30 protein-coding genes and 1 tRNA gene are annotated in these 26,147 nt (G+C 62.7%); 13 read left to right on the forward strand and 18 right to left on the reverse strand.

Annotation, left to right across the window (positions count from 1 at the left end; genetic code table 11):
* Positions 1-60: 60 nt before the first annotated feature.
* Positions 61-576, reverse strand: coding sequence for a class I SAM-dependent methyltransferase (locus tag ACQ5BM_RS34030; RefSeq protein ID WP_429820660.1), 516 nt, complete (start codon positions 574-576; stop codon positions 61-63).
* A gap of 149 nt (positions 577-725) precedes the next feature.
* On the opposite strand from ACQ5BM_RS34030, the gene ACQ5BM_RS34035 reads away from it, so the two are divergent.
* Together ACQ5BM_RS34035 and ubiG are read left to right on the forward strand one after the other, a co-directional pair.
* The gene (locus ACQ5BM_RS34035; protein WP_429820662.1) at positions 726-1,277 is read left to right on the forward strand and encodes a dihydrofolate reductase family protein; all 552 of its coding nucleotides are present in this window, start codon (positions 726-728) and stop codon (positions 1,275-1,277) included.
* A 111-nt stretch (positions 1,278-1,388) separates the two neighbouring features.
* Positions 1,389-2,135, forward strand: a complete 747-nt coding sequence (gene ubiG, locus ACQ5BM_RS34040; protein WP_429820664.1) for a bifunctional 2-polyprenyl-6-hydroxyphenol methylase/3-demethylubiquinol 3-O-methyltransferase UbiG — start codon at positions 1,389-1,391, stop codon at positions 2,133-2,135.
* Positions 2,136-2,150: 15 nt separating this feature from the next.
* On the opposite strand, the gene ACQ5BM_RS34045 is transcribed toward ubiG, so the two are convergent.
* From ACQ5BM_RS34045 to ACQ5BM_RS34065, 5 genes are all read right to left on the reverse strand, one after another.
* The gene (locus ACQ5BM_RS34045) at positions 2,151-2,717 is read right to left on the reverse strand and encodes a GNAT family N-acetyltransferase (RefSeq protein WP_429820667.1); all 567 of its coding nucleotides are present in this window, start codon (positions 2,715-2,717) and stop codon (positions 2,151-2,153) included.
* A 105-nt stretch (positions 2,718-2,822) separates the two neighbouring features.
* Positions 2,823-3,251 carry a DUF1178 family protein gene (locus ACQ5BM_RS34050; RefSeq protein WP_429820669.1) on the reverse strand — a complete coding sequence of 143 codons (429 nt, stop codon included), beginning with the start codon at positions 3,249-3,251 and terminating at the stop codon, positions 2,823-2,825.
* The gene (locus tag ACQ5BM_RS34055) at positions 3,248-4,105 is read right to left on the reverse strand and encodes a carbon-nitrogen hydrolase family protein (RefSeq protein ID WP_429820672.1); all 858 of its coding nucleotides are present in this window, start codon (positions 4,103-4,105) and stop codon (positions 3,248-3,250) included. Before ACQ5BM_RS34055 ends, ACQ5BM_RS34050 begins: the two co-directional genes overlap by 4 nt.
* A gap of 87 nt (positions 4,106-4,192) precedes the next feature.
* Positions 4,193-4,450, reverse strand: a complete 258-nt coding sequence (gene grxC, locus ACQ5BM_RS34060) for a glutaredoxin 3 (RefSeq protein ID WP_173520577.1) — start codon at positions 4,448-4,450, stop codon at positions 4,193-4,195.
* A gap of 47 nt (positions 4,451-4,497) precedes the next feature.
* A complete protein-coding gene (locus tag ACQ5BM_RS34065) occupies positions 4,498-5,274 on the reverse strand; it encodes a ComF family protein (protein ID WP_429820674.1) in 777 nt (258 codons plus the stop codon).
* A gap of 58 nt (positions 5,275-5,332) precedes the next feature.
* Here ACQ5BM_RS34065 and ACQ5BM_RS34070 point away from each other — a divergent pair, with 58 nt between their 5' ends.
* The gene (locus ACQ5BM_RS34070) at positions 5,333-6,211 is read left to right on the forward strand and encodes a methyltransferase domain-containing protein (RefSeq protein ID WP_429820677.1); all 879 of its coding nucleotides are present in this window, start codon (positions 5,333-5,335) and stop codon (positions 6,209-6,211) included.
* Between the two features lie 33 nt (positions 6,212-6,244).
* On the opposite strand, the gene ACQ5BM_RS34075 is transcribed toward ACQ5BM_RS34070, so the two are convergent.
* The 6 genes from ACQ5BM_RS34075 to ACQ5BM_RS34100 form a co-directional block, all read right to left on the reverse strand.
* The gene (locus ACQ5BM_RS34075) at positions 6,245-6,418 is read right to left on the reverse strand and encodes a Flp family type IVb pilin (protein ID WP_429820679.1); all 174 of its coding nucleotides are present in this window, start codon (positions 6,416-6,418) and stop codon (positions 6,245-6,247) included.
* 56 nt (positions 6,419-6,474) lie between these two features.
* Positions 6,475-6,795, reverse strand: a complete 321-nt coding sequence (locus ACQ5BM_RS34080; RefSeq protein WP_173520573.1) for a hypothetical protein — start codon at positions 6,793-6,795, stop codon at positions 6,475-6,477.
* A 179-nt stretch (positions 6,796-6,974) separates the two neighbouring features.
* Complete coding sequence (gene mutT, locus ACQ5BM_RS34085; protein ID WP_429820681.1) at positions 6,975-7,388, reverse strand: 8-oxo-dGTP diphosphatase MutT; 414 nt, start codon at positions 7,386-7,388, stop codon at positions 6,975-6,977.
* Between the two features lie 4 nt (positions 7,389-7,392).
* Complete coding sequence (locus ACQ5BM_RS34090; protein ID WP_429820683.1) at positions 7,393-8,208, reverse strand: GNAT family N-acetyltransferase; 816 nt, start codon at positions 8,206-8,208, stop codon at positions 7,393-7,395.
* A gap of 134 nt (positions 8,209-8,342) precedes the next feature.
* Positions 8,343-9,584, reverse strand: a complete 1,242-nt coding sequence (argJ, locus tag ACQ5BM_RS34095; RefSeq protein WP_429820686.1) for a bifunctional glutamate N-acetyltransferase/amino-acid acetyltransferase ArgJ — start codon at positions 9,582-9,584, stop codon at positions 8,343-8,345.
* A gap of 219 nt (positions 9,585-9,803) precedes the next feature.
* Entirely contained in the window at positions 9,804-10,670 is an 867-nt protein-coding gene (locus tag ACQ5BM_RS34100) for a peptidylprolyl isomerase (RefSeq protein WP_429820689.1), read from the reverse strand.
* A gap of 242 nt (positions 10,671-10,912) precedes the next feature.
* On the opposite strand from ACQ5BM_RS34100, the gene secA reads away from it, so the two are divergent.
* On the forward strand, positions 10,913-13,627 hold the full coding sequence (gene secA / locus ACQ5BM_RS34105) for a preprotein translocase subunit SecA (RefSeq protein ID WP_429820692.1): 2,715 nt from the start codon (positions 10,913-10,915) through the stop codon (positions 13,625-13,627).
* 171 nt (positions 13,628-13,798) lie between these two features.
* On the opposite strand, the gene ACQ5BM_RS34110 is transcribed toward secA, so the two are convergent.
* Positions 13,799-14,032, reverse strand: coding sequence for a hypothetical protein (locus ACQ5BM_RS34110; protein WP_429820694.1), 234 nt, complete (start codon positions 14,030-14,032; stop codon positions 13,799-13,801).
* Positions 14,033-14,159: 127 nt separating this feature from the next.
* Here ACQ5BM_RS34110 and ACQ5BM_RS34115 point away from each other — a divergent pair, with 127 nt between their 5' ends.
* Positions 14,160-15,551, forward strand: a complete 1,392-nt coding sequence (locus tag ACQ5BM_RS34115) for a lipopolysaccharide biosynthesis protein (RefSeq protein WP_429820696.1) — start codon at positions 14,160-14,162, stop codon at positions 15,549-15,551.
* Entirely contained in the window at positions 15,548-16,822 is a 1,275-nt protein-coding gene (locus ACQ5BM_RS34120) for a GNAT family N-acetyltransferase (RefSeq protein ID WP_429820698.1), read from the forward strand. Before ACQ5BM_RS34115 ends, ACQ5BM_RS34120 begins: the two co-directional genes overlap by 4 nt.
* A gap of 42 nt (positions 16,823-16,864) precedes the next feature.
* On the opposite strand, the gene ACQ5BM_RS34125 is transcribed toward ACQ5BM_RS34120, so the two are convergent.
* Together ACQ5BM_RS34125 and ACQ5BM_RS34130 are read right to left on the reverse strand one after the other, a co-directional pair.
* Complete coding sequence (locus ACQ5BM_RS34125; protein ID WP_429820700.1) at positions 16,865-18,505, reverse strand: AMP-binding protein; 1,641 nt, start codon at positions 18,503-18,505, stop codon at positions 16,865-16,867.
* A gap of 121 nt (positions 18,506-18,626) precedes the next feature.
* Positions 18,627-18,711, reverse strand: a tRNA-Leu gene (locus ACQ5BM_RS34130).
* A gap of 216 nt (positions 18,712-18,927) precedes the next feature.
* On the opposite strand from ACQ5BM_RS34130, the gene ACQ5BM_RS34135 reads away from it, so the two are divergent.
* A complete protein-coding gene (locus ACQ5BM_RS34135; protein WP_429820702.1) occupies positions 18,928-19,440 on the forward strand; it encodes a disulfide bond formation protein B in 513 nt (170 codons plus the stop codon).
* Positions 19,441-19,560: 120 nt separating this feature from the next.
* On the opposite strand, the gene ACQ5BM_RS34140 is transcribed toward ACQ5BM_RS34135, so the two are convergent.
* Positions 19,561-20,118 (reverse strand): HNH endonuclease, encoded by a 558-nt coding sequence (locus ACQ5BM_RS34140; protein WP_043623031.1) that lies wholly within the window; start codon positions 20,116-20,118, stop codon positions 19,561-19,563.
* 107 nt (positions 20,119-20,225) lie between these two features.
* Positions 20,226-20,873 (reverse strand): DNA-3-methyladenine glycosylase family protein, encoded by a 648-nt coding sequence (locus ACQ5BM_RS34145; protein ID WP_429820704.1) that lies wholly within the window; start codon positions 20,871-20,873, stop codon positions 20,226-20,228.
* Between the two features lie 54 nt (positions 20,874-20,927).
* Between ACQ5BM_RS34145 and gluQRS the strand changes: the two genes are divergently transcribed.
* Positions 20,928-21,809: a tRNA glutamyl-Q(34) synthetase GluQRS gene (gene gluQRS / locus ACQ5BM_RS34150; RefSeq protein WP_429820706.1), complete on the forward strand. Its 882-nt coding sequence runs from the start codon at positions 20,928-20,930 to the stop codon at positions 21,807-21,809.
* On the opposite strand, the gene ACQ5BM_RS34155 is transcribed toward gluQRS, so the two are convergent.
* Entirely contained in the window at positions 21,798-22,706 is a 909-nt protein-coding gene (locus tag ACQ5BM_RS34155; protein ID WP_429820708.1) for a YihY/virulence factor BrkB family protein, read from the reverse strand. The two genes, gluQRS and ACQ5BM_RS34155, sit on opposite strands and share 12 nt — an antisense overlap.
* 181 nt (positions 22,707-22,887) lie before the next feature.
* Here ACQ5BM_RS34155 and ACQ5BM_RS34160 point away from each other — a divergent pair, with 181 nt between their 5' ends.
* From ACQ5BM_RS34160 to ACQ5BM_RS34180, 5 genes are all read left to right on the forward strand, one after another.
* Positions 22,888-23,721, forward strand: a complete 834-nt coding sequence (locus tag ACQ5BM_RS34160) for an SDR family oxidoreductase (RefSeq protein WP_429820710.1) — start codon at positions 22,888-22,890, stop codon at positions 23,719-23,721.
* A 24-nt stretch (positions 23,722-23,745) separates the two neighbouring features.
* Positions 23,746-23,949: a twin transmembrane helix small protein gene (locus ACQ5BM_RS34165; RefSeq protein WP_429820712.1), complete on the forward strand. Its 204-nt coding sequence runs from the start codon at positions 23,746-23,748 to the stop codon at positions 23,947-23,949.
* Positions 23,950-24,133: 184 nt separating this feature from the next.
* On the forward strand, positions 24,134-24,712 hold the full coding sequence (locus ACQ5BM_RS34170) for a cob(I)yrinic acid a,c-diamide adenosyltransferase (protein WP_429820714.1): 579 nt from the start codon (positions 24,134-24,136) through the stop codon (positions 24,710-24,712).
* A gap of 69 nt (positions 24,713-24,781) precedes the next feature.
* A complete protein-coding gene (locus ACQ5BM_RS34175) occupies positions 24,782-25,573 on the forward strand; it encodes a rhomboid family intramembrane serine protease (protein WP_429820716.1) in 792 nt (263 codons plus the stop codon).
* Between the two features lie 291 nt (positions 25,574-25,864).
* The coding region (locus ACQ5BM_RS34180; protein ID WP_429819692.1) for an electron transfer flavoprotein subunit beta/FixA family protein at positions 25,865-26,147 on the forward strand (283 nt) is incomplete at its 3' end.

Consider the following 26,147-nt stretch of genomic DNA (forward strand, 5'->3'; position numbering starts at 1 on the left):
GCGTGCCCGCACTCATCGCATCGGTGACGCCCGCGAAGGGCGGGCGTCACCGATCGGATCCTAGGAAGGCGGCCGGGCGATCACGCAGGCAACCCAGCCACCCTCGAAGACATGCTTCAGCCGCGCCTCGACCATCCATCGATGACGAAGGGCCGCGGCTTCGAGCCGTGCAACGACCTCGTCGGCATCAGTGGACGGCTCGTCATGGAAGAGAAAGAGCCGTCCTTCCGGCTTCAACAGCCGCACCAGCGCGGCAAACTCACGGGTGGGATCGCCCCGCGTGAACACGCCGACGCGCATCGCGAATGCCTTGTCGAAACGGCGACCGGCCAGATCGAGTGACCCGAGGTCAGCGACCTGCAAAGTGGCCCGACCGGCAGCAACATATCGGTCGTTTCGCCGCGCCGCCGCTGCGATCATGGCGGCCGAGCGATCGATGGCCGCAATCTCCCCGTCGACAAGCCGCTCGCAAACCCTCGTCACCGCAACGCCGTGGCCGCAGCCGATTTCGAGAAGCTGATCCGAAGGCTGCGGCGCAACGACGGCGACTGCCCAGCCGATCCTGTCCAACGACATCTGAATTCCCCTGCATCGCAGATTCGACGAAACTAGCACGGTGACGTGCTTCGGCGCGAACTAATCTGATGCAACAATTAAACCACTTGCAATATTAGATCAGTTTTGACAGTCTCCTCCAAACACAGCACCGCAACGGGAGAAAGACAATGCGCAAGGTCATCATGTGGGACATGGTCAGCGTCGACGGCTTCTTCGAAGCGCCGGGACATGACATTAGCTGGTTCGTCTTCGAGGACGAACTCGCCGCCTATATCGGCGAAACACAGCTCGAAGCGGACACTTTGCTTTTCGGCCGCGTGACCTATGAAATGATGGCTGCCTACTGGCCATCCGCCGAGGGCGACATTGCTACCTTCATGAATGGCGTCGAGAAGTTCGTCTTCTCGCGCACCCTGACATCCGCCGATTGGCACAGGACAACGCTCGTGGCCGGCGACGCCGCCAAGGAAGTCGAGCGACTGAAGCAACGCGATGGCGGCACGATCTTCGTATTCGGCAGTGCGGATTTCGCAGCGGGCCTGATCGAGAAGGGTCTCGTCGATGAGTATCGTCTCGGCATCAATCCCGTGCTTCTCGGTGGCGGTGTGCCCCTGTTCAAGCCGGGCCTGAAGCGGACGAAGCTGAAATTGACCGACACACGCCCGCTGAAATCGGGCGTAGTCATCCTGCACTACCAACCGGAGGCGGACGCGCTGTAGGAGACAGAACATCGCTCCCACCTGGTCTGCGCTCATCTGGCCCATCGCCGGCTCTTGACTTCCCTGCCTGATCGTCCGACTTCACCAGGGAAGATGCAAGGAGACGGCGACATGAGCGAGACCGCACGCACGACGATCGACCAGAGCGAGGTGGACCGCTTTTCCGCCATGGCAGCGGAATGGTGGGATCCGACGGGCAAGTTCAGGCCACTGCACAAGTTCAACCCCGTTCGCCTCGCCTATATCCGCGACAAGGTGGCCGAGCATTTCGGCCGCGATCCCAGGGGCCCGCAACCGCTGAAAGGTCTGCGGCTGCTCGATATCGGCTGCGGTGGCGGCCTTCTATCGGAACCAATGGCGCGCATGGGCGCCGACGTCCTCGGCGCTGATGCCTCTGAGAAGAACATCGGCATCGCCAAGACGCACGCGGCCGGAAGCGGTGTGGCGGTCGACTACCGCGCCGTGACCGCCGAAGCTCTCGCCGAAGCCGGCGAGAGCTTCGATATCGTGCTCAACATGGAAGTGGTCGAGCACGTTGCAGACGTCGATTTCTTCATGACCACCTGCGCCCACATGGTTCGCCCCGGCGGGCTGATGTTCGTCGCCACGATCAACCGCACGATAAAGGCGGCGGCGCTTGCCATTTTCGCGGCCGAGAACGTGTTGCGCTGGCTGCCGCGCGGCACGCATCAGTACGAAAAGCTGGTGCGCCCGGAAGAGCTGGAGAAGCCGCTTGTGGCCAACGGGCTCGAAGTCACCGAGCGCACAGGCGTCTTCTTCAATCCGCTCGCCAATCAGTGGAACCTGTCCAAGGACATGAACGTCAACTACATGATCGTCGCCAAGCGCCCGCTGTAAACGCTGCCGGCAGGTTCAGCCGGCCTGCCGACGCTCCTGCCATTCACGTCTCAGCAGCGCATAGACGAATTCGTCGCCCCAGATACCGTTGAACCGGTCGTTCTCGATCAGATGCGCCTCGCGGCGCATGCCGAGACGCTCGACGACGCCCACCGAACCCTTGTTGAGCGCATCCAGCCGGGCGAAGATCCGGTGAAAGCGCAGCGTCGAAAAACCGAGATCGAGCACGGCCCGCATCGCCTCGGTCGCGTATCCCTTGCCGGCAAAGGCGGGATTGAAGATGTAGCCGGTTTCCGCCTGCTCCGCCGCCCGGCTTGCGAGCTTCAGCAGCACCTCGCCGATCAGGGCGCCATCCTCCTGCCGCTCGACGGCAAAGACTGCGACATCTCCGTCTTCATCGAGACGCGGCTTCGACGCCTTGACGAACTTCGTCCGCGCCGCCACTTCGTCCAGAGGTTCGGAATAGAGATAGCGATAGACTTCCGGCAGCCGATGATAGGCGAAGAAGGCCGGAAAATCGTCGGGCGCGAATGGCCTGATGACGAGGCGATCAGTGGAAATGCGTAGCTCGGACAATGTCATTGGCTGAAAATCTCCCATTGCGAAGCCGCGACATGGGAAGCAAGACGTTGTTTTTAAAGTGCCGTCGGCAAAGTTTGCAGCATCGGACAGGCGTTGGGCCGCGCGTCAGTTGGCCTCGTCCGGCAAGATCGGCAGCGGCGCGACCGCAATTCCTTCTTCGAGAAGCGCTACGGCCTCTTCCGCCGTCGCCTTGCCGATCAGGCCGCGTTCTTCCGCTTCGCCATAATGGATCTTGCGCGCCTCCTCGGGGAAGCGCTCGCCGACATCCTCGGCGTTCTCGCGCACGGTCTTTACCAATTCGCGGATCTTGGCGATCGTTTCCTTCTGCGCCTGGTCCATGATCACCGCCCGCGTTGCCTCCTTCTTGCGCGCGGTCGCGACCGACGGCGCCATCAGTTGCTTGGCAACGGATGTTGAACTGCAAGAAGGACAGGAAATCAGCTTGCGGTCGACCTGGCGGTCGAAATCGTCACTCGACGAGAACCACCCCTCGAAGGAATGGCCATTGTCACAGGAAAGCGTATAGCGGATCAAGCGGCGACGCCTCCTTTCCCGGTTGGCGCCACTTCGTTGAGCACGAAACTGCGGGCGTTCTTCAAATTCGGTATCTTGGCGCGTGCCGAATGCACGGAGGCGACATCGATTTCGGCAAGCACGATCGCCTCACCGGTCGGGCCGGCCGAAGCAAGCACTCTGCCCCAGGGATCGATGATCATCGAGTGGCCGAAGGTCTCGCGCCCGTCCTCATGCGTGCCCCCTTGCGCAGCAGCGATGACGAAGAGGCCGTTCTCGATCGCACGGGCACGAAGCAGGATTTCCCAATGTGCCTCGCCGGTCTGGCGTGTGAAGGCGGCGGGCACCGACATGATCTCGGCGCCGGCCACCGCCTGCTGCCGGAAAAGCTCCGGGAAGCGCACGTCGTAGCAGATGGTGAAACCAAGCTTGCCGAAGTCGAGATCGGCGATGCGTGCCGTGCTGCCGGGCTGATAGGCGGCGCTTTCCCGCCAGCTTTCGCCGTTGTCGAGGTCGACGTCGAACATGTGGATCTTGTCGTAGTCGCAGATCTTCCCGCCGTCCGGCCCGAACAGCAGGCCGCGATTGGCGATCTTGCCATCGGCAAGCGCGATCGGCGTCGAGCCGACATGGAGATAGATGCCGAGTTCACCGGCAAGCTTCGCCGCTTCGCCGGCAATGATGTCGTTTGCCTCGTCCTTCAGGACTGCGCGCAGAGCCGCCCGGTCTCGCTGGAGCGCGCCGGTCATTTCCGGCGTCTGGATATAGGTCGCGCCCTGGGCAGCCGCCTCACGCACCAGTCGCAGCATCGTCTCCGCATTCTTGCGCGGATCGACGCCGGAACACATCTGAATGGCTGCGGCCTTGAAGGTCATCTTGCTTTAACTCCTGGCGCGCGCCGCTGCAGAGCGAACAGCCTCTCTCGCTCTAGCGACTTGCAAAACATCGGGTCGTCAGGCGCTTCAGGCGGCAAGCATCGCGTCGAGCTTGCCGGCCCGTTCCAGCGCGTGCAGGTCGTCACAGCCGCCGACATGGATGTCGTTGATGAAGATCTGCGGGAACGTCGTGCCGCCGTGCGCCTTCTCGATCATCACCTGCCGAACCGTCGGATCATAGGTAGCGTCGTGTTCGAGGAAGGACACGCCCTTGGTTTCCAGTAGTTTCTTGGCGGCCGAACAATAACCGCAGAACTGACGCGTATAAATGACCACTGAAGCCATGATCCTGGTTCGCTCCTTCGCCGGCAACCGTGCCGGACAACTGATTGTCATATAGGACCGGATATGGCTCTTGCAAAGGTCAAAACCGTGACCGGTCCGGCTCCCGCCCGTTTCAGCGCGCGGGTCGCTGCCGAGACGGTTGCACCGGTCGTATATACATCGTCAACGAGAATGACGCTTTTCCCACGGAGACCCGCTTTGCCGCTTTCCGAGACCGCGAAGGCACCGCGCACATTGTCTTCACGGGCCTGCCGGGCAAGGCCCACCTGCCGGCTCGTGCGTCGGACACGCATGAGCACATCGGCTTGGTAGGGCCTGCCGGAGAGCCGCGCCACCGCCCGCGCCAGTTCCGCCGATTGATTGAACCGGCGCCTCCAGAGCCGGAAGGCATGCAATGGCACCGGAATGATCGCGTCGGCCGAGGCCACCGCACCGTCGCTCGCTCGGATCATCCACTCCGCCATCATCGGCGCGAGATCGGTGCGGTCGCGATACTTCAGCCCATGCACCAGATCGCGGGCGATGCCCTCATGGATTGCGACCGACCGCAGACGATCGAAAGCGGGCGGATTGGCAATGGCTTCGGGCGAAACCGAGGCCGGCCCATGGTCGACCGAAAACGGTGTCCCAAGAATATCGCAATAGGGGCGCTCGATCAGCGGCAAGGTCGACCAGCAAGGGGCGCAAACCGCGCGATGATCGCCAACCATCCGGCCGCAGCCGCAGCAGACTGGCGGATAGACGATATCGACGACCCCTGAGACGAGCCCCCGCAGCAAGCGCCCCCACCCCTCCTCCGGAAACAGCGGTCTCTCCCATGCCATGCTGTTGACTTTGAACCTCCGAAGGTCTCTTTGCTGGCCAGCTTGCGGAGACAGTATCGTGGAAAAAATCTTTGACCAGAGCCTCGTCGAGGCGCATCGGGCAAGAGCGCTCAGAAACGCCGATCCGAAAGCCGGCTTCCTTCTCGATATCGTCGCACAGGAACTCGCCGAACGCGTCAGCGTGGTCGAACGTCACTTCGATCGCGCGCTGGAACTGCACGGCTATACCGGGCAGACGGCGCGGGACCTCATGGCAACCGGCAAGGTCGGTGCCGTCGAGCGCGTGGAAACGGATGCGCGTTTCGGCTCCGACCAGGCATCGGTAACGATCGCCCCGCTCGAAGAGGTTCCAGGCGAAGCGGAGAGCTTCAACCTGGTGGTTTCGCCGCTCTCCCTGCACCTGACCAATGATACGCCGGGCGCCTTCATCCAGGTTCGTCGGGTGCTGAAACCGGATGGGCTCTTCCTCGCCGCCATCCCCGGCAGCGGCACGCTGCAGGAACTGCGCGAGGCGCTTCTGGCCGCCGAGGCGGAGCTGACGGGCGGCGCCAGTCCGCGCGTCATTCCCTTCGCCGACGTCCGCGATATCGGCGCCCTGCTGCAGCGCGCCGGCTTCGCGCTGCCGGTCGCCGACACCGAAACCTACACGGTGCGTTACGATTCGCTGTTTGCCCTGATCCGCGACTTGCGCGCCATGGGCATGACCAGCCCGCTGACAGCACGAAGCCGCGTGCCCGTCTCGCGGCGCTTCTTTCTGCGGGCCGCGGAAATCTATGCCGAGCGCTTCTCCGATCCGGACGGGCGCGTTCGCGCGACATTCTCGGTCATATACCTGTCCGGATGGGCTCCGCATGAGAGCCAGCAGAAGCCGCTGAAACCGGGCTCCGCGAAGCAGCGGCTGTCGACTGCACTCGGCACGAAGGAGCAGCCGCTCTGACGGACGACGGCAGCGTTCGTTCCGGCGAGGTCTTCAGACCTGTGCGTTCTGGAATGTCGTCGCCAGCACGTTGAGGACGGTCGTGAGCGCGTCGCGGACCTGTTCGAGACCAAGAAGCAGGCTGACGGAGATGATGGCAGCGATGAGGCCGTACTCGACCGCGGTGGCAGCGCTTGCGTCGCGAAAGAGGCGTCTCAGCTTTTCCATGCGTCCCCAGTCTGGTTCGTGTTCCGAAACGCACCGGAAAACCGGATGGCGTTAGTTCAGCATCCGCTCTTGCGGCCGTCCGCATCGATGATGCAGACCGCCCCAGGCATTTCCTGCAGCACGCTGCGCCGGACCGTATAGCGCTTGGTCGTCCCGCTCGAAGGGATGGAGCCGGTGGAAATATTGTCGTAATCGACGGGTGTGTTCGCCATGATGCGCCTGTCGTTCTTCGAAGAAAGCATCGGCGTCAGGATCAGCGTCAGAGCGATCACTGCCGTTCCAAACAGCAGGGACAGATTGAGCACACCCGTCCGGCGGGACTGATTGTTCATCAGATCCTTTTCCTGAACCGTGCTCCAGAAATCGTCGTCCACCATCCCAGCCTCACACACGCACAAAGCACGGCGAACGCAAGCGCCCTTCCCAAGCTTGGTTCCACCGTACTGCCTGAAATCAATACGCCGTTCACCAACAATGCGTACCGAAAATGAATTGAGCTATCTTTGCGCGAGGGAGATAAACGATCGATTAATAATCAATCAGATTTCAGGTAGGTTCAGAGCAAATCCATAAGAAACGGGATCAACGGCTCGTCCGCCGGCGGCATCGGATAGTCGCGCAAGGCCTTCGGCCGCACCCATTTGATAGCCTGGCCTTCCCGCCCCGTCGCCACCCCTTCGTAGCGCCGGCAGACATAGAGCGGCATCAGCAGATGGAAGTCCTCATAGGTGTGACTGGCGAAGGTCAGGGGCGCCAGGCAGGCGACCTTGGTGCGGATGCCGAGTTCCTCGTCCAATTCACGGATCAGGGTTTCCTCGGGTGTCTCGCCGGCTTCGACCTTGCCGCCCGGAAACTCCCAGAGACCGGCCAGCGATTTTCCTTCCGGCCGCTGCGCCAGCAGGATCCGGCCGTCGGCATCGACCAGAGCACAGGCCGCAACGAGCACGATCTTCTTTCCGTTGACGTCCATGACCTCAAGCCCCAGGCGTTCTGTAGATGTAGCTGTAGACCTCGGAGAAACCGGCGCCACGATAGAGCGCCAGCGCCGCGCTGTTCTCCGCCTCGACCTGCAGCCAGGCTTTCCTGGCGCCGCGCAGACGTGCCCAACGCAGGCAGACGTCGAGCATCGCCTTGCCGACGCCGCGCCCGCGGACCCGTGCGTCCACGGCAAACTGCATGATGCCGGCGAGATCGTTGTCCTGAACGACGAGAGCCACGGCGGTAGGCCCGGTCTCGGCATCTTCGAACAGGAAGAGGCCGCTTTCCGGCTTGATCGCATTGATGATCTCGGCGAGCGCGGCCTTTCTCTTCGGATCGCCCTTGGCGATACCGATGCAGGCATCGACGAAGCGGCCGGTGTCCTTGATCGGCAAATGGTCGATGCCCTCGCCGAATTCACGCTCGGCAAGATCGGTCGTCATCACCAGACTGCGACTGAAGGCCGTCCAGCCTTCCGCATCCATATGGGCAACGAGTTGCGGCGGCGTCAGCGGCGTCTGGCGCACGGTCAGAGGTCGACCGTAGTCGGCAAAACGCCGGGCCGCCTTTTCAAGGCGCACCGGGATGTCGCGATAGTCGGATGGATCGAGTGGGTTGACGGAGTTGAGACGCTTGGAATCATGCCCTGCATTGAGCCGGATCAGCCAGCTTCCGTCATATTGCACCGACGCTGCCGGCCAGGCCCGGAAGCCCACGGCCTCGAGACGGCGCACGCTCGGGAGATCAACCATTACCACTTCCCCACCTTCGGCCGCGACGTCGCCCGCCGGCCGAGTATCACTCGATGTCATCTTGTTGCCCCTACTGCATGTCTCCTCAAATCGGCCTCGATTTAAGGACGAAGACAGCAGCAAATCAAAGTGCTACAGCGACCTTTGCGCGTCTGATAAGACGCGCGGCGCTGTAGCCAGCCTGGACCGGAACCTCAGCTCCGGTAGTCGCCGTTGATCTCGACATATTCCTTCGTCAGGTCGCAGGTATAGACCGTAGCGCGGCCGGATCCGAGGCCGATGTCGACGCGGATCGTGATGTCCTCGGCCTTCATGACGGCAGTGGCTGCCGCTTCCGAATAGGTGGCATCACGCTCGCCGTCGACGGCCACGCGCACATCGCCGAACCAGATCGCCAGACGATCGCGTTCGGCCATCTCACCGGACTTGCCGACAGCCATGACCACGCGGCCCCAGTTGGCGTCCTCGCCGGCGACGGCAGTCTTGACGAGCGGCGAGTTGGCGATGGAGAGCGCGATGCGCTTGGCCGCCGCGTCGTTTTCAGCACCTTCGACCGTGACTTCGACCATCTTGCGCGCGCCTTCGCCGTCACGCACGACCTGGAGCGCCAGGTCGTGCAGCAGATCATTCAGCGCCACACGGAAGGCATCGAGGCGCGCGTCAGCCGCGTCGGAGATCGTCGGCTGTCCGTCTGCTGCTGCAGCCCCCGTCGCAAAGAGCATCAGCGTGTCGGAGGTCGACGTGTCGCTATCGACGGTGACCGAGTTGAAGGTCGGGCCGACGCCGGCCGAAAGCAGGGCCTGCAGCGCTGCCGGGGCAATGTCTGCGTCGGTGACCACGAAGGAGAGCATCGTCGCCATGTCGGGCGCGATCATGCCGGCGCCCTTGGCAATGCCGTTGATCGTGACCTTGACGCCGCCGATCTCGGCCGTGCGGGTGGCGACCTTCGGATAGGTGTCCGTCGTCATGATCGCTTTGGCGGCTTCGAACCAGAAATCTTCCTTGCCGGCCGCCGCCAGATCGTCGAGTACGCCGGCAAACTTGGTTGCATCAAGCGGCTCGCCGATGACGCCGGTGGAAGCGAGGAAAACTTCGCTCTCAGCGCAGCCGACCGCCTTCGCCGCCGACTTCGCGGTCAGCGCCGTCGCCTCGCGTCCCTTCTTGCCGGTGAAGGCATTGGCGTTGCCGGAGTTGACGACGACGGCGCGCGCGACGCCGCCGGCCAGGTTCTGGCGGCAGAAATCGACCGGAGCGGAGGGGCATTTGGAGCGGGTGAAAACGCCGGCGGCGGCGGCCGGCTTGTCGAACACCATCATCAGCACGTCGGTGCGGTTCTTGTACTTGATGCCGGCGGCAGCGGTCGCCATGCGGACACCGCGTACGGACGGCATTTCGGCGAAGGTTTTCGGAGCGAGCGGGGAGACTGAGCCGGACATGGGAAACCTGCTGTGACGTGTTGGGGCCAAAGCATTTCCAGGAAAACTGCGTAGCGGCTTTCCGTCAGGAAATGCGTAAGAACAAAAATCTGGAGCGGTTTACAACCGAACCCGCTCCCGATCTATCTTGCGACAAATGCCCGAACGGTTTTCACCGCCGGGCATCAGCGAAAAGCGGTGATGGCAGGCCCCCGCCAATGGCAGGACCTGCCGATCGAATTACTTGGCTTCCTGAGTTCCCTGCGCCTTGTTGGCCTCGTCATAGGCCTTCTTCAGAGCCGGATCGGAAATCTCGACGCTTGCATCCTTCTTGGCGGCAGCAAGCAGCTCAACGTATTTGTCACGCATGACAAGCTGACGAACCTGCGGCTCGACCTGCTCCAGCGTCGGCGGAGCCTGCGGGCGCTTGTCTTCGACCAGGATCACGTGGAAGCCGAACTGCGTCTTGACCGGGGTCTTGGTGTAGGCACCCTTTTCGAGAGCGAAGGCAGCCGCTTCGAATTCCGGCACCATGCGGCCCTTGGTGAAGTAGCCGAGATCGCCGCCATCGTCCTTGTTCGGATCGGAAGACTTCGCCTTGGCCAGTTCGACGAAGCTCTTGCCGGCGTCGAGTTCCTTGATGATTTCCTTGGCCTCATCCTCGGTCTTGACCAGGATATGGCGCGCCTTCACCTCTTCCTGCGCCGGGATCGCCGCGATCTCCTTGTCGTAGCGCGCCTTCACCTCTTCCTTGGTGATCGCGTCGACCACGTGCTTCTTGAAGTAGGCGTTGTGCAGTTCGCGCGCGGTCAGGTAGGCGACGCGCTGCTTGAAGGTCGCATCCTCCTGCAGGCCTTCCTTTTCGGCCGTCTTCGACAGGAGCTTGACGTCGATGATCGCCGAAAGGGCGGCGGCACGCTTCTGTTCGTCCGGCATCTGCTGAAGCTGCGGGTCAAGACCACCAAGCGCCAGGTTGAGTTCGGACTGACGCACTTCCTCGCCGCCAACCTTGGCGATCACCGGATCGGCGTCTTCCGCCCGCGCGCCACCATGAACGACCATTGCCGCAACCAGTGCCGCGCCGGCCAGGGTTTTCAACTTGGACATGCTCACTTACCTTTCAATTGGCCTTCAGCGCGATTGCGTCCGGCTTGTAGCGGCTGCACACCACCAGAATGTGGCGGTTCTGTAGCCGTCCGGCAGTGCAAGTGCGTTGACATAATTCGACCCCCCTCTTATCTGTCACGCAACCTCGCGTCCAGAACAGTTTCCGGGCGTTTCGCGGCATTGCGCGGTTTTTGCGGCGCGGCCACGGGACCCCAGGCAACAAAAAAGAAAGGACCATTCATATGGTCAGTCTCGGCGGCATAGCCCGCAAGTTGTTTGGTTCCGCCAATGATCGCCGCGTGCGCGGCTACAAGGGTCGGGTGGATGCCATCAACGCTCTTGAAGCCGAAATGAAGGCCATGTCGGATGAGGCGCTCGCAGCCAAGACGGTGGAATTCCGCAAGCAGCTGGAAGAGGGCAAGACGCTCGATGACCTCCTGGTTCCGGCCTTCGCCGTCGTGCGCGAAGCTGCTCACCGCGTCCTCGGTCTGCGTCCATTTGACGTCCAGCTCATCGGCGGCATGATCCTCCACGAACGTGCTATCGCCGAAATGAAGACCGGTGAAGGCAAGACCCTCGTCGCGACCCTCCCCGTCTACCTCAATGCACTTGCCGGCAAGGGCGTGCACGTCGTTACCGTCAACGACTACCTCGCCCAGCGCGACGCCGGCACCATGGGCCGCGTTTACAGCTTCCTCGGCATGACGACCGGCGTCATCGTCCACGGTCTGACCGACGAGCAACGCCGCGACGCCTACGCCTGCGACATCACCTACGCGACCAACAACGAGCTCGGCTTCGACTATCTGCGCGACAACATGAAGTACGAACGCGGACAGATGGTCCAGCGCGGTCACTTCTTCGCCATCGTCGACGAAGTGGACTCGATCCTGGTCGACGAAGCGCGCACGCCGCTGATCATCTCCGGTCCGCTCGACGACCGCTCCGATCTCTACAACACGATCAACGATTTCATCCCGCTGCTTTCGCCCGAGGACTACGAAATCGACGAGAAGCAGCGCTCCGCCAACTTCTCGGAAGATGGCACGGAGAAGCTCGAGAACCTGCTGCGTCAGGCGGGTCTCTTGAAGGGTGAATCGCTCTACGACATCGAAAACGTCGCGATCGTCCATCACGTCAACAACGCATTGAAGGCCCACAAGCTCTTCACCCGCGACAAGGACTACATTGTCCGCAACGGCGAGATCGTCATCATCGACGAGTTTACCGGCCGCATGATGCCGGGACGGCGCTATTCCGAAGGCCAGCACCAGGCGCTCGAAGCCAAGGAAAAGGTGCAGATCCAGCCCGAGAACCAGACCCTCGCCTCGATCACCTTCCAGAACTACTTCCGCATGTATTCCAAGCTCGGCGGCATGACCGGCACGGCGGCAACCGAAGCGGAAGAGTTCGGCAACATCTACGGCCTCGAAGTGGTCGAAGTGCCAACCAACCTGCCGATCAAGCGTATCGACGAGGACGACGAGGTCTATCGTACGCAGGGCGAAAAGCTGAAAGCCATCATCGACGAGATCAAGTCGGCGCATGAGCGCGGCCAGCCGATGCTGGTCGGTACGACCTCGATCGAAAAGTCCGAACAGCTTGCGGATCTCCTCAAGAAGTCCGGATTCGGTAAGTTCCAGGTCCTGAACGCCCGCTATCACGAGCAGGAAGCCTTCATCGTCGCCCAGGCCGGCGTGCCGGGTGCGGTCACGATCGCCACCAACATGGCCGGTCGTGGTACCGACATTCAGCTCGGCGGCAACGTCGACATGCGCATCCAGCAGGAGCTTGCCGACGTCGAGCCCGGTCCGGAGCGCGACCAGCGCATCGAAGCGATCCGCGCCGAAGTGCAGAAGCTGAAGGAGCAAGCGCTTGCTGCCGGCGGCCTCTACGTCCTCGCGACCGAGCGTCACGAGAGCCGCCGCATCGACAACCAGCTTCGCGGCCGTTCCGGCCGTCAGGGCGACCCGGGCCGTTCGAAGTTCTACCTGTCGCTCCAGGACGACCTGATGCGGATCTTCGGCTCTGACCGCATGGACAGCATGCTGCAGAAGCTGGGCCTCAAGGAAGGCGAAGCGATCGTCCATCCCTGGATCAACAAGGCGCTCGAGCGCGCCCAGAAGAAGGTCGAAGCACGCAACTTCGATATCCGCAAGAACCTCCTGAAATACGACGACGTTCTCAACGATCAGCGCAAGGTGATCTTCGAGCAGCGCATTGAGCTGATGGATGCCGAAAACGTCACTGAAACCGTGACCGACATGCGCACCGAAGTCATCGAGGACATGGTCAGCAAGCGCATCCCGGAGCGCGCCTATGCCGAGCAGTGGGATGTCGAAGGTCTGAAGGCCGACGTTCAGCAATACCTCAATCTCGACCTGCCGGTCGTCGAATGGGCTGCCGAGGAGGGCATCGACGAGGCCGATATTCTCGAGCGCGTCACCGCCGCTGCCGAGAAAGAAGCGGCGGATCGCGCCGAACGCTTCGGCCTCGAGATCATGCAATATGTCGAACGCTCGGTCGTGCTGCAGACGCTCGACCATCTCTGGCGCGAGCATATCGTCAATCTCGACCACCTGCGCTCGGTCATCGGCTTCCGCGGCTACGCACAGCGCGATCCGCTGCAGGAATACAAGTCCGAGGCTTTCGAACTGTTCCAGGCTCTGCTCGGCAACCTGCGCCAGGCGGTAACCGCACAACTCATGCGCGTCGAACTGGTGCGCGAAGCCGCCGAAGCGCCGCAGCCGGCACCGCCGGTCATGCACGGCCACCATATCGACCCGCTGACCGGCGAAGACGATTTCGGTGGCGACGCTGGAACGCTTCTGGCCCCCGCTCCCGTGCAACGCGATGCGAACGATCCGTCGACTTGGGGCAAGGTCTCGCGCAACGAGCTCTGCCCCTGCGGGTCCGGCAAGAAGTACAAGCACTGCCACGGCGTCTACGAGGCATAAGCGAGACGAGGGATAGCCTGGGGTTTCGCCCGGCGCCCATGCCCTTTTGCAGAAATGCCGCCTTCGGGCGGCATTTTCGTTTCCGCTTACTCGCACTCCAAGGCGCAGAAGGGCGCAGCGGCCTATCGAAACTCAAAGCGCAAGCAGTTGATCTGAAAGACAGCGACGCCCTTAACGATCGAACGACTTGGCGTAGGCGATCAGGCTTTCGAGCGCGTGAATGCCCGTGCGATTGATGTGGCGGCGGCCGAGCGTGGCGTTGATGCGGAAGGCGAGCTCCTCGGCATCGGCCGTTTTCAGATCAGAAAGCCGCTCGATGCCGATCTCCTCGAGATAGCCGATCATGCGCGGGCCGATCGATTTCGCCCGCATCATCCGCTCTCGCTCACCATCGCTTATCGGCATGGCCTCGTCTCGCCAATACAACCGCACTGAACCGTTTGTTAACGCTGTTCTGGCAGTAGTGAAACCCTGTATTGCGTAATCTCAGGGTGTTCTCGTGTTCATGGCGGTATGTCAAACGGCCGGACGAATGCTGCCGTCGGCGATGAGACACCGCCTGTCCGCGATGATCGGCGCAGTTGCTGCCATCTTGACCGGCTCCGACGTGAAGAACACGGCTCGCCGCATGGCGCTCGTCGCCTTCACGGTTCGCATCCTCAGCGCAGCCATCGCTTTCCTGTCGCAGATCATCCTGGCCCGGATGATGGGCGAGTTCGAATACGGCATCTTCGTCTTCGTCTGGGTCCTGGTAATCCTCTTCGGCAGCCTCTCCTGCGTCGGCTTCCATTCCGTCGTGATCCGCTTCCTGCCGGAGTATCAGGCGACTGCTGCGCTCGACGAAATCCGTGGCGTGACGACGGCAGTGCGTGTTTTTGCCCTCACCTCCGCCACCGCGGTCGCCGTCGTCGGCTTGCTCGGCATCTGGCTCTTTTCAGAGCGCATCGAGGCCTATTATCTCGTGCCGCTCCATCTCGGCCTCTTCACCCTGCCGATGATCGCCCTTGGCGACGTCATGGACGGAACGTCGCGGGCCCATGGCTGGGCGCTCTCCGCCATGAGCCCCACCTTCATCATTCGCCCGCTGCTGGTCCTCGCCTTCATGGTGGCCGCGGTCTCGGCGGGCGCGCCGCACACGGCGCAAACAGCCATGGTCGCGGCCATGGCCGCCGCCTATGTCACCACCGTCTCGCAGTTCCTCGTGCTGACCTATCGTCTCCGCTCGCGTTACGTGGTAGGGCCGCGGCGGATCGAGCTTGGCCGCTGGCTCCGGGTTTCGATCCCCATCTTCCTGGTCGATGGCTTCGGCTTTCTGCTGACCAACTCCGACGTCGTGATCGTCGGCCTCTATCTCGATCCCGATGACGTCGCGATCTATTTCGCCGCCGCCAAGACCATGGCGCTGGTGCACTTCGTCATGTTCGCCGTCAAGGCGGCGGCGGGCCCCCGCGTTTCGAACGCCATGGCCCGTGACCGCAGGCAGCTCGCGGGTATCGCGATCGAAAGCGCGCGTTGGGCCTTCTGGCCGTCGCTGCTGGTCGGCGCGCTGGTCCTGCTCGCGGGCCCGTTCCTGCTCTCGCTCTTCGGGCCTGCCTTTGTCACCGGCATGCCCTTGATGATGATCCTCTTCGGCGGCATTCTCGCCAAGGCCTTCGTCGGGCCGGCGGAAACGCTTCTGACCATGGCGGGCCAGCAGACGCTCTGCGTGATCCTTTACGCCGGCGCGCTGGTTGCCAACATCGCACTCAACCTCAGCCTCATTCCTCTTCTCGGACTGACCGGCGCCGCTCTTGCAACCGCAGGTGCAATGTTCGTCGAGGCGATGTTGCTGCATATCGCCGTCCGGCATACCTTCGGCTTCGCGCTCTTCGCCTTCGCGAGCGTGCAGGCCGGTAATGATAACAACGGGACTGTCCATCCATGATCGGCAATACCAATCTTCCGAGCGATGCAAACAGCCGGGCCGCCCGAGTCCTTGGCGGGCTGGCGCAATCTGGCGATGCAGGCCCGACTGCGGAACATATGATCGAGGTCGGCCGCCCTGGACGCCATCTCGCCATCTACCCGGCGAAGGCCGGCTACGATTTGCAGCGCGAGCTCGACTTCCTGTCGAACCGGGCCCTGGAACCGAACGTTTTCTTCACCGGGCGCTTTCTCGCCCCCGCGATGCCCCGTCTTGAAGACCGGGTGATCCGCCTCGCGATCATGCGTGACAACGATGAACGCCGCAGCCGGTTGCGGTTTCTGATGCCGTTCTCGATCGAAAAGCCGGGCTTCTCGATCGGCGCGCCGATCATTCGCGCCTGGTCCAACCCTTTCGGTCCGCTCGGCGTCCCGCTGCTTGACGCAGAGGATGCGGCCGAAACCATCGACAACTTGTTCGAAGCCTTCGCTGCTCCGTCGACCGGCCTGCCCTCGGTGCTCGTTCTTCCCGATATGCGCCTCAACGGCAAGGTGGCCCGCCTCACGCGCGCCGTCGCTATCGGCCGCAACCTGCCGCTGACGGTAACGGACACCTACAGCCGCCCCATGCTCGAAAGCCTGCTCGACGGGCCGACCTATCTGCGCAACGCCATCAGCCCGGCGCATTTCCGCGAGCTGCGGCGGCAGTGGAACAACCTGGAAAAACAGGGCGCGCTGAACTATTCCGTCGCCCGCCAACCCGCCGAGATCCGCCTGCGCATGGAGGAATTCCTGGCGCTCGAAGCGTCCGGATGGAAAGGAAAGGGTCGCAGCGCCATGGTGCTCGACCGGTTCCGTGCGGCCTTTGCCCGCGAGGCGATCACCAATCTTGCCGACGGCGACAGCGTTCGCATCCACACGCTCGACCTCGATGGCCGGGCGATCGCATCCATGGTGGTGTTCCTGATGTCGGGCGAGGCCTATACCTGGAAGACGGCCTATGACGAACGCTATGCCAAGTTCTCCCCGGGTAAGCTGCTGCTGGCCGAGCTGACGGAATGGCACCTCGACGATGCCAACATCGCCCGCTCCGATTCCTGCGCCGTGCCGGATCACCCGGTCATGAGCCGTTTCTGGCAGGAGCGCGAGGAGATGGGCACGCTGGTCATCGGGCTGCAGCAGACCCGTGACCGCGAAGTGCGCCAGGTCGCAGCCCAGCTTCATCTCTACCGCAACACCCGCAACATGGCGCGCATGCTGCGCGACAAGATCAAGGCACTGGCCGGGCGCTAAATTGAGAGCCGTTCCGGCTGAGCCGCGCGACCGCTCGCGGCCTCAATCGCCGCGGGCCTCCGCTGCCGCCCGTTCACGCAGGAATCGTCTGATAACCTTGCCCGAGGTCGTCAGCGGCAGGCTGTCGACGAAGGCGATTTCGCGCGGATATTCGTGCATCGACAGCCGGGTCTTTACCCATTCGCGAATGGAGGCCGCGACCCGCTCGTCACCGTCCACGCCCGGCCGCAGGACGACATAGGCCTTGACGATCTCCGTGCGAACCGGATCGGGTTTGCCGACGGCAGCGGCCAGTTGCACATCCGGGTGACCGGCAAGGCAATCCTCGATTTCGCCGGGGCCGATGCGGTAACCGGACGAGGTGATGACGTCATCATCGCGGCCGAAGAAGGTGAAATACCCTTCCTCGTCCATCACGCCCTGGTCGCCCGTCGTCATCCAGTCGCCGATGAACTTCTTCTCGGTCGCCGCCTCGTTGCCCCAATAGCCGAGGAACATCACCGGATCCGGCCGCTTCACCGCCACCTGGCCGACACTGCCGGGCGGCAGTTCGTGCCCCTCGCCGTCGATGATCGCCACCCGGTGGCCGGGTGCCGCCTTGCCCATCGATCCAGGTTTGACGACGCCGAGATCGGCTGCCGAGGAGATGACGATGTTGCACTCGGTCTGGCCGTAGAATTCGCTCACTTCGAGGCCGAGCGCTGCCTTCGCCCATTCATAGGTTTCGCGGCCGAGAGATTCCCCGGCCGAGCCGATGGTCCGGAGATTGAGGCGGTAGTGCTCGCGCGGCTTCTCCACCGCCTTCATCAGCCGGAGCGCCGTCGGCGGAATGAAGGCGTTGCGCACGTCCATCTCTTCCAAGATCCGAAACGCCGTATGCGGATCGAACTTCTGCGCCGGCGACGACACGACGGGCACGCCATGCAGCAGCGACGGCAAAAGCGCATTGAGCAGCCCTCCCGCCCAGGCCCAGTCCGCCGGCGTCCACATCCGGTCGCCAGGCTGCGGCAGGAAGTGATGATGGAACTCGAAGCCCGGAAGATGGCCGAGCAGCACACGGTGTCCATGCAGCGCGCCCTTCGGCGGGCCCGTAGTACCCGAGGTGTAGATCATCAAAGCCGGATCGTCCGGGCCGGTATCCGCCGGCACAAAGCCAACGGGATCACGCGAGGCAAGCGAAGAAAAGGCAATCGTACCTGGCTGCGGCTGATCTTCCGCCAGCACCACCAGGCGCAACTCCGGCAACCGATCCCGGATTGCGGCCACGCGCTCGAAGCCAAAGTTGTTGGTGACAACAGCCGAAACACCGGCGTCACGCAGCCGGTATTCGAGCGCCTCGACACCGAAGAGCAGCGCCAGCGGCAGCGCGATGGCGCCGAGCTTGTAGATCCCCGCATGGGCAATTGCCGCCTCGAACCCTTGCGGCAGCAGGATCGCGACGCGCTCGCCGGGCGCAATGCCCTCGCCTGAGAGCCCTTGCGCGAAGGCGGAGGATTGCCGGGCGAATTCGCCATAGGTCAGCGTCCGATGGGCGCCACCGGGATCGAAATGCTCAAGACAGACACGCTCCGGCTCCCGTGCAGCCCAGGCGTCGCTGACCGCCACGCCGATATTGAACTTTTCCGGGATCTGCCAGCGAAAGGCGCGGTAGAGTTCGTCGTAGGTCTCGATTTTCGGTAACATGACGCTGCCATGACAGATTTGTGCTGCAGCGCACCTAACACTTTCGCGCGCGGCTGTTCAATGACCGCTGCGGCGTCCGGCATGTCGGACCGACGATGGATGTGAAGAAAGTGTATTGTGGTGGTGCCCCATGCCGGGGTCGAACCAGCACTCCTTTCGGAACTCGATTTTGAGTCGAGCGCGTCTACCAATTCCGCCAATGGGGCTCAGGGAAATGCGATATCAGCGGCTCGGATTTACACGAAGGATTTCGCGATGGTCAACCATCATTTTCAAGATGCCACGCGGACAATCACGAAAGCGTGCGGACCTGTCGCGGCCACCACGATTTACAGCGCGCGTGATCCTGCCTAAGAAGACGCCATCCAGTTTGCACTGCGGCAAGTGCCGGTTTCCATAGGCCTGCCGCCCGCGAGGTATAGATGATCGACGCCGCCACCCAATCCCGCCAGCATCTGCTGATCGCCACTGTCGTGACCCTCGGCATGGCGGCAACCGTCGGCGGGGCGCTCGGCTTCGAGCATATTGGCGGCTATATCCCCTGCGCGCTCTGCCTGCTGCAGCGCGATCCCTACTACTGGGGCATTCCGGTCGGCATCCTCGCCATCATCACCAGCGCGCTGAAACTGCCCGTGTGGCTGACGCGCACGCTGCTTGCCATCGTCGGCATCCTGATGCTCGTCGGCGCCGGCATGGGCGTCTATCACGCGGGCGCGGAATGGCACTTCTGGGAAGGCCCTTCCACCTGTGCCACGACGGCGCAGGGCGTGTCGTCCAATGTCGGCGACCTGCTCGGCGACCTCGATTCAAAGCATGGCCCGTCCTGCACGGAAGCCGCATTGCGGGTGCTCGGCCTTTCCTTCGCCGGATGGAACGTGATCGCCAGCCTGATCCTCGCAGCGATCGCGCTTCGCGGCGCTGCAAGGGCGCGCTGATCCCGGATCGCTCCAGGAAAACCGACACCATCGCGTGACAACCCGACGAGGGTTGGCGAACGCACGCACCTGCCCTGATCCCGCTCCGGGGCTTGATCCGGCAAGAAGGCACGAACAGCGTCAGGGCTGCAGTTCGACGTCCCAGTAGAGATAGTCCATCCAGCTTTCATGCAGATGGTTCGGCGGAAAGAGCCGGCCGTTGTTGTGCAGGTCCTGTACCGTCGGCTGGTAGGGCCTCTGGTGCGGGAACATGCCGGCCTGCTTCGGCAGCTTGCTGCCCTTGCGCAGATTGCAGGGAGAGCAGGCTGCGACGACGTTGTCCCATGTCGTCTGGCCGCCGTGAGCGCGAGGCACCACGTGATCGAAGGTGAGATCGTCGGGCGAACCGCAATACTGGCATTCGAATTTATCGCGCAGGAACACGTTGAACCGGGTGAAGGCCGGGTGGCGCGAGGGCTGCACGTAGCTCTTGAGGCAAACAACGCTCGGCAGTCGCATCGAGAAACTCGGAGACGACACCGAATGTTCGTACTCGGCAAGGATGTTTACGCGGTCAAGGAAGACGGCCTTGATCGCGTCCTGCCAGGACCAAAGCGACAAGGGGTAGTAACTCAGCGGCCGATAGTCAGCGTTCAAGACGAGCGCTGGTAAGGCCTGTGGTGAGACTGCAATCGTCAAGCGTATTCTCCTGATCGATTCGGCATCTGCACCTTCTATATTAGGCCCGTTGCAACAGGATTGTGAAGCCGGAAAGAAAAATGCGCTCGCTGGATTCGCTTTTTCCTTCAAGGTGTCACAGGAACAGCATCGCGGCGCATTTCCTGTGCGTAATAGGCCCAGAAGAGCCGCGCGGCGACGCTACGCCAGGGCGACCAGGAGGCGGCGAGCGAATCAATTTCGCGTGCGGTCGGGCGCAATTCGAGGCCCAGTCCGTGGCCGATCGCGTTCTGCAGCGCCACGTCGCCGGAGGGGAAGACATCTGGATGGCCGGCGCAAAACAAGAGATAGACCTCCGCCGTCCAGCGTCCTACGCCCTTGATCGCCGTCAGATCCCGGATCGCCTCGGTCGCTTCGGCGTCGCAGATCGCATCGAGATCGATCTCGCCTCCGACCACCACGTCGGCGACGCGACGCAGCGCATCCGCCTTGGCGCGTGAAAGCCCGATTGCGCGGCAGTCCTCATCGCTGAGCGAAATCACCCCGGATGCCGTGACCTCGCCGAGCCTCTCCTCCATCCGTCGCCAGATCGCCGCGGCACTCACCTTCGAGACCATCTGCGACACGATGATGCTGGCAAGGCCGCGATAGCCCGGATCGGTTCGCCGGAGCGGCACCGGCCCGGCCTTGGCGACCACGTGCTCCAGGCGCGCATCCAGCATCACCAGACCGGAAAGCCCGGCCTCGATATCCTCATGTGTCCGGATGATCCGCATGATGCCTCCACAAAGCGGATGATTTTTATACCGCTTCCATGGCAAAGGGAAAGGATGCCAGACACGCCACCCGTTTTCCGCTTTGCCCCCAGCCCGAACGGCCTGCTTCACCTCGGCCATGCGCTCTCCGCGATGCTGAACCACGACATGGCGAAGGCCACGAACGGCCGCTTCCTGCTGCGCATCGAGGATATCGACCAGACCCGCTGCCGCCCGGAATTCGAGACCGCGATCTCCAGGGATCTCGCCTGGCTCGGCCTGGACTGGGAGCGCCCCGTGCGCCGCCAGTCGGACCACCTCGATGCCTATGCGTCAGCGCTCGAACGGCTGAACGAGCTTGGCGTGGTCTACCCCTCGGTCATGACCCGCGGCGAGATCAAGGCCGCCGTCGCCGAGGCCGAGGCGGACGGCCGGACCTGGCCGCGCGATCCGGACGGCAGCCCGCTCTATCCCGGTCGCGAACGCACCTGTTCGGCGAGCGAGCGAGCAGACTTGCTCGCAAGCGGCAGAGCCTATGCCTGGCGGCTCGACATGCAGAAGGCGATCAGCCTCCTCGGAGGCACCCCCCTCACCTGGGACGAGAGCGGCGCCGGCCCAATGGACGAAGCCGGCGTCATCCTGGCCAACCCTGCCGCCTGGGGCGACGTCATCCTGTCGCGCTCCGATGCACCGTCGAGCTACCATCTGTCCGTCGTCGTCGATGATGCGCTTCAGGGCGTCACCCATGTCGTGCGCGGCCGCGATCTCTATCACGCGACCTCCGTGCACCGGCTGCTGCAGCGGCTTCTGGACCTGCCGCAGCCGCTTTATCACCACCACCGTCTGATCCTCGGACCGGATGGCCGCAAGCTGTCCAAGAGCAACCAGGATACCGGCATAGCGGCATTCCGCGCCGCCGGCCGCACTCCGGAAGAGGTCCGGGCATTAATCGTCTAGATCCTGCTCTTCGCGAACGGCCTCGTTTCCATTGCGGAACTGAAAGCTCCGCCGCACCATACGCTTGACCCGGTATTTCAGGATCGCGGCATTGATCTCGGCGCCGATAATGAAGATGGCCGCGATCATGTAGAGGAACACGAGCACGATCATGATCGACGCCAGGCCCGCATAGGTCGAGACATAGGTGGCGAAGGTCGCGAGATAGGAAGCGAAGGCGTAGGCGCCGATCGTCCAGCAGACGAGCGTCAGCACGATGCCGGGGAGCACGTCGACCACCTTGCGGTGGCCATCGGGCAGCCAGAGATGCGACACCAGAAGTCCACCGGTCAAAACGACCAGGGCGAGCGGCAGGCTCCAGTTGTCGACGGTTGCCAGCACGCCGCCGAACCATGGCCACCATTCGCCGGCGTAACGCACCGCCAGCGGCACCGCGACCAAGAGGATGCTGAGCGCCGCCAGGATCAGCACGCCGGCGAGCACGAAGCCGAGGCTCGCAAGCCGGGTCACGTACCAGTAGCGGCTCTCGCTGACACGATAGGCGCGGTTCAGCGAGACGCGCAGCGCCTCCACGCCGTTGGAGGCGAAATAGGCCGCGGCAAGAACGGAAACGGTCAACAGCCCACCGCGCGGGATCGTCAGCACCCGCACGATCTCGTCGGCGACAGGCTTGGCGATCGATTCCGGCCAGGCGTCGAAAATCAGGTGCACGGCCGTTTCGGCGAACTGATCGGCGCCGAGAAAGCTACCAAGCGCGGTACCGAAGATCAGAAAGGGAAAGACGGCAAGCAGCGACGACAGAGCCACATGGCTTGCCATCGCCCAACCGTCATCGAGGCTGAAATGCCAGAGCGCATCGAATACGACTTTCCAGGTGATGCGTATGAATGCTGGCATCCACTCCAATCCTAAAGGGCCCCGAGACCGCACATTCCCGCGCCGCCGTCCCGGTACCGTTTCCTTGGTTTGACACGATCGCAATGGCGACAACGCTGGCGGGTTCCGGCATGCGCAATTCAATTGTATCCCGCCGATGAATATGGGAAACGGAGGCAGGATTTCTACAGGAATCGATCGGATGACTGATCGCCCCACAATCATTGTCACCGGATGTTCATCCGGGATCGGCGCCTATTGCGCGCGCGCGCTCCATGCCGATGGCTGGCGGGTCTTTGCCACCGTGCGTCGGGAAGAAGACCGCCAGTCCCTTGAAGCCGAAGGCATCGAAACCTTCCTGATGGACTATACCAAGCCGGAAACCATCGCCGCCCTGGCCGACACAGTGCTCGCGCTTTCCAGCGGACGGATCGACGCGCTGTTCAACAACGGCGCCTACGGCCAGGCGGGTGCGGTCGAGGACCTGCCGACCGAAGCGCTTCGGCTCCAACTCGAAACCAATGTCATCGGCTGGCACGACCTGACGCGGCGGGTGATCCCGGCCATGCGGGCGCGCGGCAGCGGCCGCATCGTGCAGTGCTCCTCCATCCTCGGCATCGTGCCCTATCGCTGGCGTGGCGCCTACAACGCCTCCAAGTTTGCGATCGAGGGGCTGTCGCTCACCCTCAAGATGGAACTTGCCGGCAGCGGCATCGAGGTGAGCCTCATCGAGCCCGGGCCGATCGCCTCCAACTTCACGACCAATGCGATCGCCTATATCGAGCGCTTTATCGATCTCAAGAATTCGGTGCACCGCGTCGAATACGAACGACAGATGCGGCGCCTCAGGGGCGAGAGCAAACCCGCCTCCGGCAAGCTCGGCCCCGATGCGGTTTATGCGGTTTTGAAGCACGCGCTGACAGCAAAGAAACCCAAACCGCACTATATTGTAACAAGGCCCGCCAGGCAGGGCGCGCTTCTGAAAAAACTCCTGCCGGCTGCATTGTTTTATCGCATCATCGGCCGACTTGGCTGAAGTAGAATTGCAAGGAAGAGTTCGATGTCCAGCTTCTTTACCGGCCTGACCCTGTTCATCATGGGCTTGGTCGTGATCGTCCTGATCCGTGGTCTCGTGAACATGGCGAAGGGCGGCAGCGGCAACACCTCCAACAAGCTGATGCAGGCACGCGTGCTGTTGCAGGCGATCGCGATCGTCCTGATCATGGTGACGCTGTGGCTCACCGGCGGCGGTCGACCGACCTAAATGACGCAATTCCGGACGGAAAGCCGTTCCACACCTTTCCTGGAATTGCCCGACCTGGATGACGCAATTCCGGACGGAAAGCCGTTCCACCTTTCCTGGAATTGCCCGACCTGGGTGACGCAATTCCGGACGGAAAGCCGTTCCACACCTTTCCTGGAATTGCTCTAGAGGATCGTGACGATAGATGGTGAAGCTCAACAAGATCTACACCCGGACGGGTGACAATGGCACCACCGGGCTCGTCGCCGGCCCGCGCCGCCTCAAGAGCGACCTCAGGGTCGACGCCTATGGCGCGGTCGATGAGACCAACGCCTTCGTCGGCCTGGCGCGACAGCACACGGCCGATATCTCCGCACTCGACGACGCGCTGATGCGGATCCAGAACGACCTCTTCGATCTCGGTGCCGATCTCGCGACGCCGGATACGGGCGAGCCGCCGCAATATGAGCCGCTCCGCATCGTGGCGGCGCAGGTGACCTGGCTCGAGACGGAAATCGACCGGCTGAATGCCGAACTCGAACCCTTGCGTTCCTTTGTGCTTCCGGCCGGCAGCCCCGCTTCCGCCGCGCTGCATGTCGCCCGCACCGTCGCGCGGCGGGCCGAGCGGCAGATGGTGGCGCTCGCCAATGTCGAAGGCGAGATCGTCAGTGCCGAAGCGATCGCCTATATCAACCGGCTCTCCGATTTCCTGTTCGTCGCGGCGCGCTCGGCAAATGACAAAGGTCAAGCCGACGTCCTTTGGATTCCCGGAAAAAACAGATAACGTCCGCTTCGACATCGTTCCCCCGACCAGGATGGGAACCGTGGCATGATCCGCGCTTCGGGAGACCGCATGTTCATACCGCTTCACGATACGAACACCCTGAAGCACATCAAGGTCCAGTACGTCACGATCAGCCTGATCGCCATCAACATCGCCGTCTGGCTGATCACCGGCCCCATTGCCTCGGAGGAGTTCGCCAACGCGGCCATCCTCGGCTTCGGCTATATCCCGGCGCTCATCTTCGACTATGCCCAGCTCGACCCTTCGCTGGTCATCGTTCCCGACGGCTTCACCTTCATCACCTATTCCTTCCTGCATGGCGACTTCATGCATCTGGCGATGAACATGCTGTTTCTGTGGGTGTTCGGCGACAATGTCGAGGACGCGCTCGGGCATTTCCGCTACCTCGTCTTCTATCTCCTCTGCGCCGCCGCAGGAGCGCTTGCCCATGGGCTTTTCGACCCGGCCTCCGAAGCGCCGCTGATCGGCGCATCCGGCGCGATCTCCGGCGTCGTTGCCGCCTATTTCCTTCTGCATCCGAAGGTGCGGGTCTGGGTTCTGGTGTTCTTCCGCATCCCGCTGCCCCTGCCAGCCGCCATTCCGCTGGCCTTCTGGATCGGCCAGCAGTTCTTGATGCTGGTCGTCGATCCCGGCAGCGGCGTTTCCTGGAGCGCCCATGTCGGTGGCATAGTTGCCGGCCTCGTCCTGGTGGTCATTTTGCGACGCCGCGATGTGCCGCTTTTCGACCGCACCCTCGTCACGCCGCGCGCCGTCCGGCATAAGGCGGAACCCATTACGGCCGGACAACAGCCGCCTGCGGATGCGACAAAACCGCCGATGCCCTGGGGGCGCCAGACCTGAGCCCGCCCTCGCCGCTCCCACTCGTTCGGCGCGGATCGGGCGCCATTTCAAGGACTTGCCTGACACTGGCCATGCCTTGACGACCCGCAGGCGACCGGCCCCGGAAGCCGCTTGCCATCCGCCTATCTTACGTGTACGTAAACGTCATTCCAATTCTCGGGGTTATATCGATTTAGCGCCATGCACAGCGATTGTAATTGGAGAAAAAACGCGTATCGATGTCGCCAACCGACAATCAGGCGGCTCCGTTAAGGCGCATTTTCCTGCGAAAGCTCTTGGAGGGAAGAATCCATGAAAATACTTGTGACGGTGAAGCGGGTGGTTGACTACAACGTCAAGATCCGCGTGAAGGCAGACGGTTCGGGCGTCGAGCTTGCGAATGTGAAGATGTCGATGAACCCGTTCGACGAAATCTCGGTCGAAGAGGCGCTGCGATTGAAGGAAGCCGGCAAGGCGAGTGAAGTCGTCGTCGTTTCCGTCGGTCCGGCCAAGGCCGAAGAGACGCTCAGGACCGCGCTCGCCATGGGCGCCGACCGCGCCATCCTCGTCGAGACCGAAGACCAGGTCGAGCCGC

Origin of the sequence: Ensifer sp. B1-9 (assembly GCF_050474445.1) — a bacterium.
Classification (GTDB): domain Bacteria; phylum Pseudomonadota; class Alphaproteobacteria; order Rhizobiales; family Rhizobiaceae; genus Ensifer.

Excerpts from the sequence above, each read along its gene's own strand:
- argJ (WP_429820686.1), bottom strand. The coding sequence starts at position 9,584 with ATGTCCGGCTCAGTCTCCCCGCTCGCTCCGAAAACCTTCGCCGAAATG.
- secA (WP_429820692.1), top strand. The coding sequence starts at position 10,913 with ATGGTCAGTCTCGGCGGCATAGCCCGCAAGTTGTTTGGTTCCGCCAAT.
- ACQ5BM_RS34080 (WP_173520573.1), bottom strand. The coding sequence starts at position 6,795 with ATGGTGGACGACGATTTCTGGAGCACGGTTCAGGAAAAGGATCTGATG.
- ACQ5BM_RS34165 (WP_429820712.1), top strand. The coding sequence starts at position 23,746 with ATGTCCAGCTTCTTTACCGGCCTGACCCTGTTCATCATGGGCTTGGTC.
- ACQ5BM_RS34110 (WP_429820694.1), bottom strand. The coding sequence starts at position 14,032 with ATGCCGATAAGCGATGGTGAGCGAGAGCGGATGATGCGGGCGAAATCG.
- ubiG (WP_429820664.1), top strand. The coding sequence starts at position 1,389 with ATGAGCGAGACCGCACGCACGACGATCGACCAGAGCGAGGTGGACCGC.
- ACQ5BM_RS34145 (WP_429820704.1), bottom strand. The coding sequence starts at position 20,873 with ATGCGGATCATCCGGACACATGAGGATATCGAGGCCGGGCTTTCCGGT.
- ACQ5BM_RS34045 (WP_429820667.1), bottom strand. The coding sequence starts at position 2,717 with ATGACATTGTCCGAGCTACGCATTTCCACTGATCGCCTCGTCATCAGG.
- ACQ5BM_RS34030 (WP_429820660.1), bottom strand. The coding sequence starts at position 576 with ATGTCGTTGGACAGGATCGGCTGGGCAGTCGCCGTCGTTGCGCCGCAG.
- ACQ5BM_RS34065 (WP_429820674.1), bottom strand. The coding sequence starts at position 5,274 with ATGGCATGGGAGAGACCGCTGTTTCCGGAGGAGGGGTGGGGGCGCTTG.
- ACQ5BM_RS34075 (WP_429820679.1), bottom strand. The coding sequence starts at position 6,418 with ATGGAAAAGCTGAGACGCCTCTTTCGCGACGCAAGCGCTGCCACCGCG.
- grxC (WP_173520577.1), bottom strand. The coding sequence starts at position 4,450 with ATGGCTTCAGTGGTCATTTATACGCGTCAGTTCTGCGGTTATTGTTCG.
- ACQ5BM_RS34090 (WP_429820683.1), bottom strand. The coding sequence starts at position 8,208 with ATGACATCGAGTGATACTCGGCCGGCGGGCGACGTCGCGGCCGAAGGT.
- ACQ5BM_RS34170 (WP_429820714.1), top strand. The coding sequence starts at position 24,134 with ATGGTGAAGCTCAACAAGATCTACACCCGGACGGGTGACAATGGCACC.
- ACQ5BM_RS34115 (WP_429820696.1), top strand. The coding sequence starts at position 14,160 with ATGCTGCCGTCGGCGATGAGACACCGCCTGTCCGCGATGATCGGCGCA.
- gluQRS (WP_429820706.1), top strand. The coding sequence starts at position 20,928 with ATGCCAGACACGCCACCCGTTTTCCGCTTTGCCCCCAGCCCGAACGGC.
- ACQ5BM_RS34125 (WP_429820700.1), bottom strand. The coding sequence starts at position 18,505 with ATGTTACCGAAAATCGAGACCTACGACGAACTCTACCGCGCCTTTCGC.
- ACQ5BM_RS34160 (WP_429820710.1), top strand. The coding sequence starts at position 22,888 with ATGACTGATCGCCCCACAATCATTGTCACCGGATGTTCATCCGGGATC.
- ACQ5BM_RS34155 (WP_429820708.1), bottom strand. The coding sequence starts at position 22,706 with ATGCCAGCATTCATACGCATCACCTGGAAAGTCGTATTCGATGCGCTC.
- ACQ5BM_RS34135 (WP_429820702.1), top strand. The coding sequence starts at position 18,928 with ATGATCGACGCCGCCACCCAATCCCGCCAGCATCTGCTGATCGCCACT.
- ACQ5BM_RS34120 (WP_429820698.1), top strand. The coding sequence starts at position 15,548 with ATGATCGGCAATACCAATCTTCCGAGCGATGCAAACAGCCGGGCCGCC.
- ACQ5BM_RS34035 (WP_429820662.1), top strand. The coding sequence starts at position 726 with ATGCGCAAGGTCATCATGTGGGACATGGTCAGCGTCGACGGCTTCTTC.
- ACQ5BM_RS34175 (WP_429820716.1), top strand. The coding sequence starts at position 24,782 with ATGTTCATACCGCTTCACGATACGAACACCCTGAAGCACATCAAGGTC.
- mutT (WP_429820681.1), bottom strand. The coding sequence starts at position 7,388 with ATGGACGTCAACGGAAAGAAGATCGTGCTCGTTGCGGCCTGTGCTCTG.
- ACQ5BM_RS34055 (WP_429820672.1), bottom strand. The coding sequence starts at position 4,105 with ATGACCTTCAAGGCCGCAGCCATTCAGATGTGTTCCGGCGTCGATCCG.
- ACQ5BM_RS34100 (WP_429820689.1), bottom strand. The coding sequence starts at position 10,670 with ATGTCCAAGTTGAAAACCCTGGCCGGCGCGGCACTGGTTGCGGCAATG.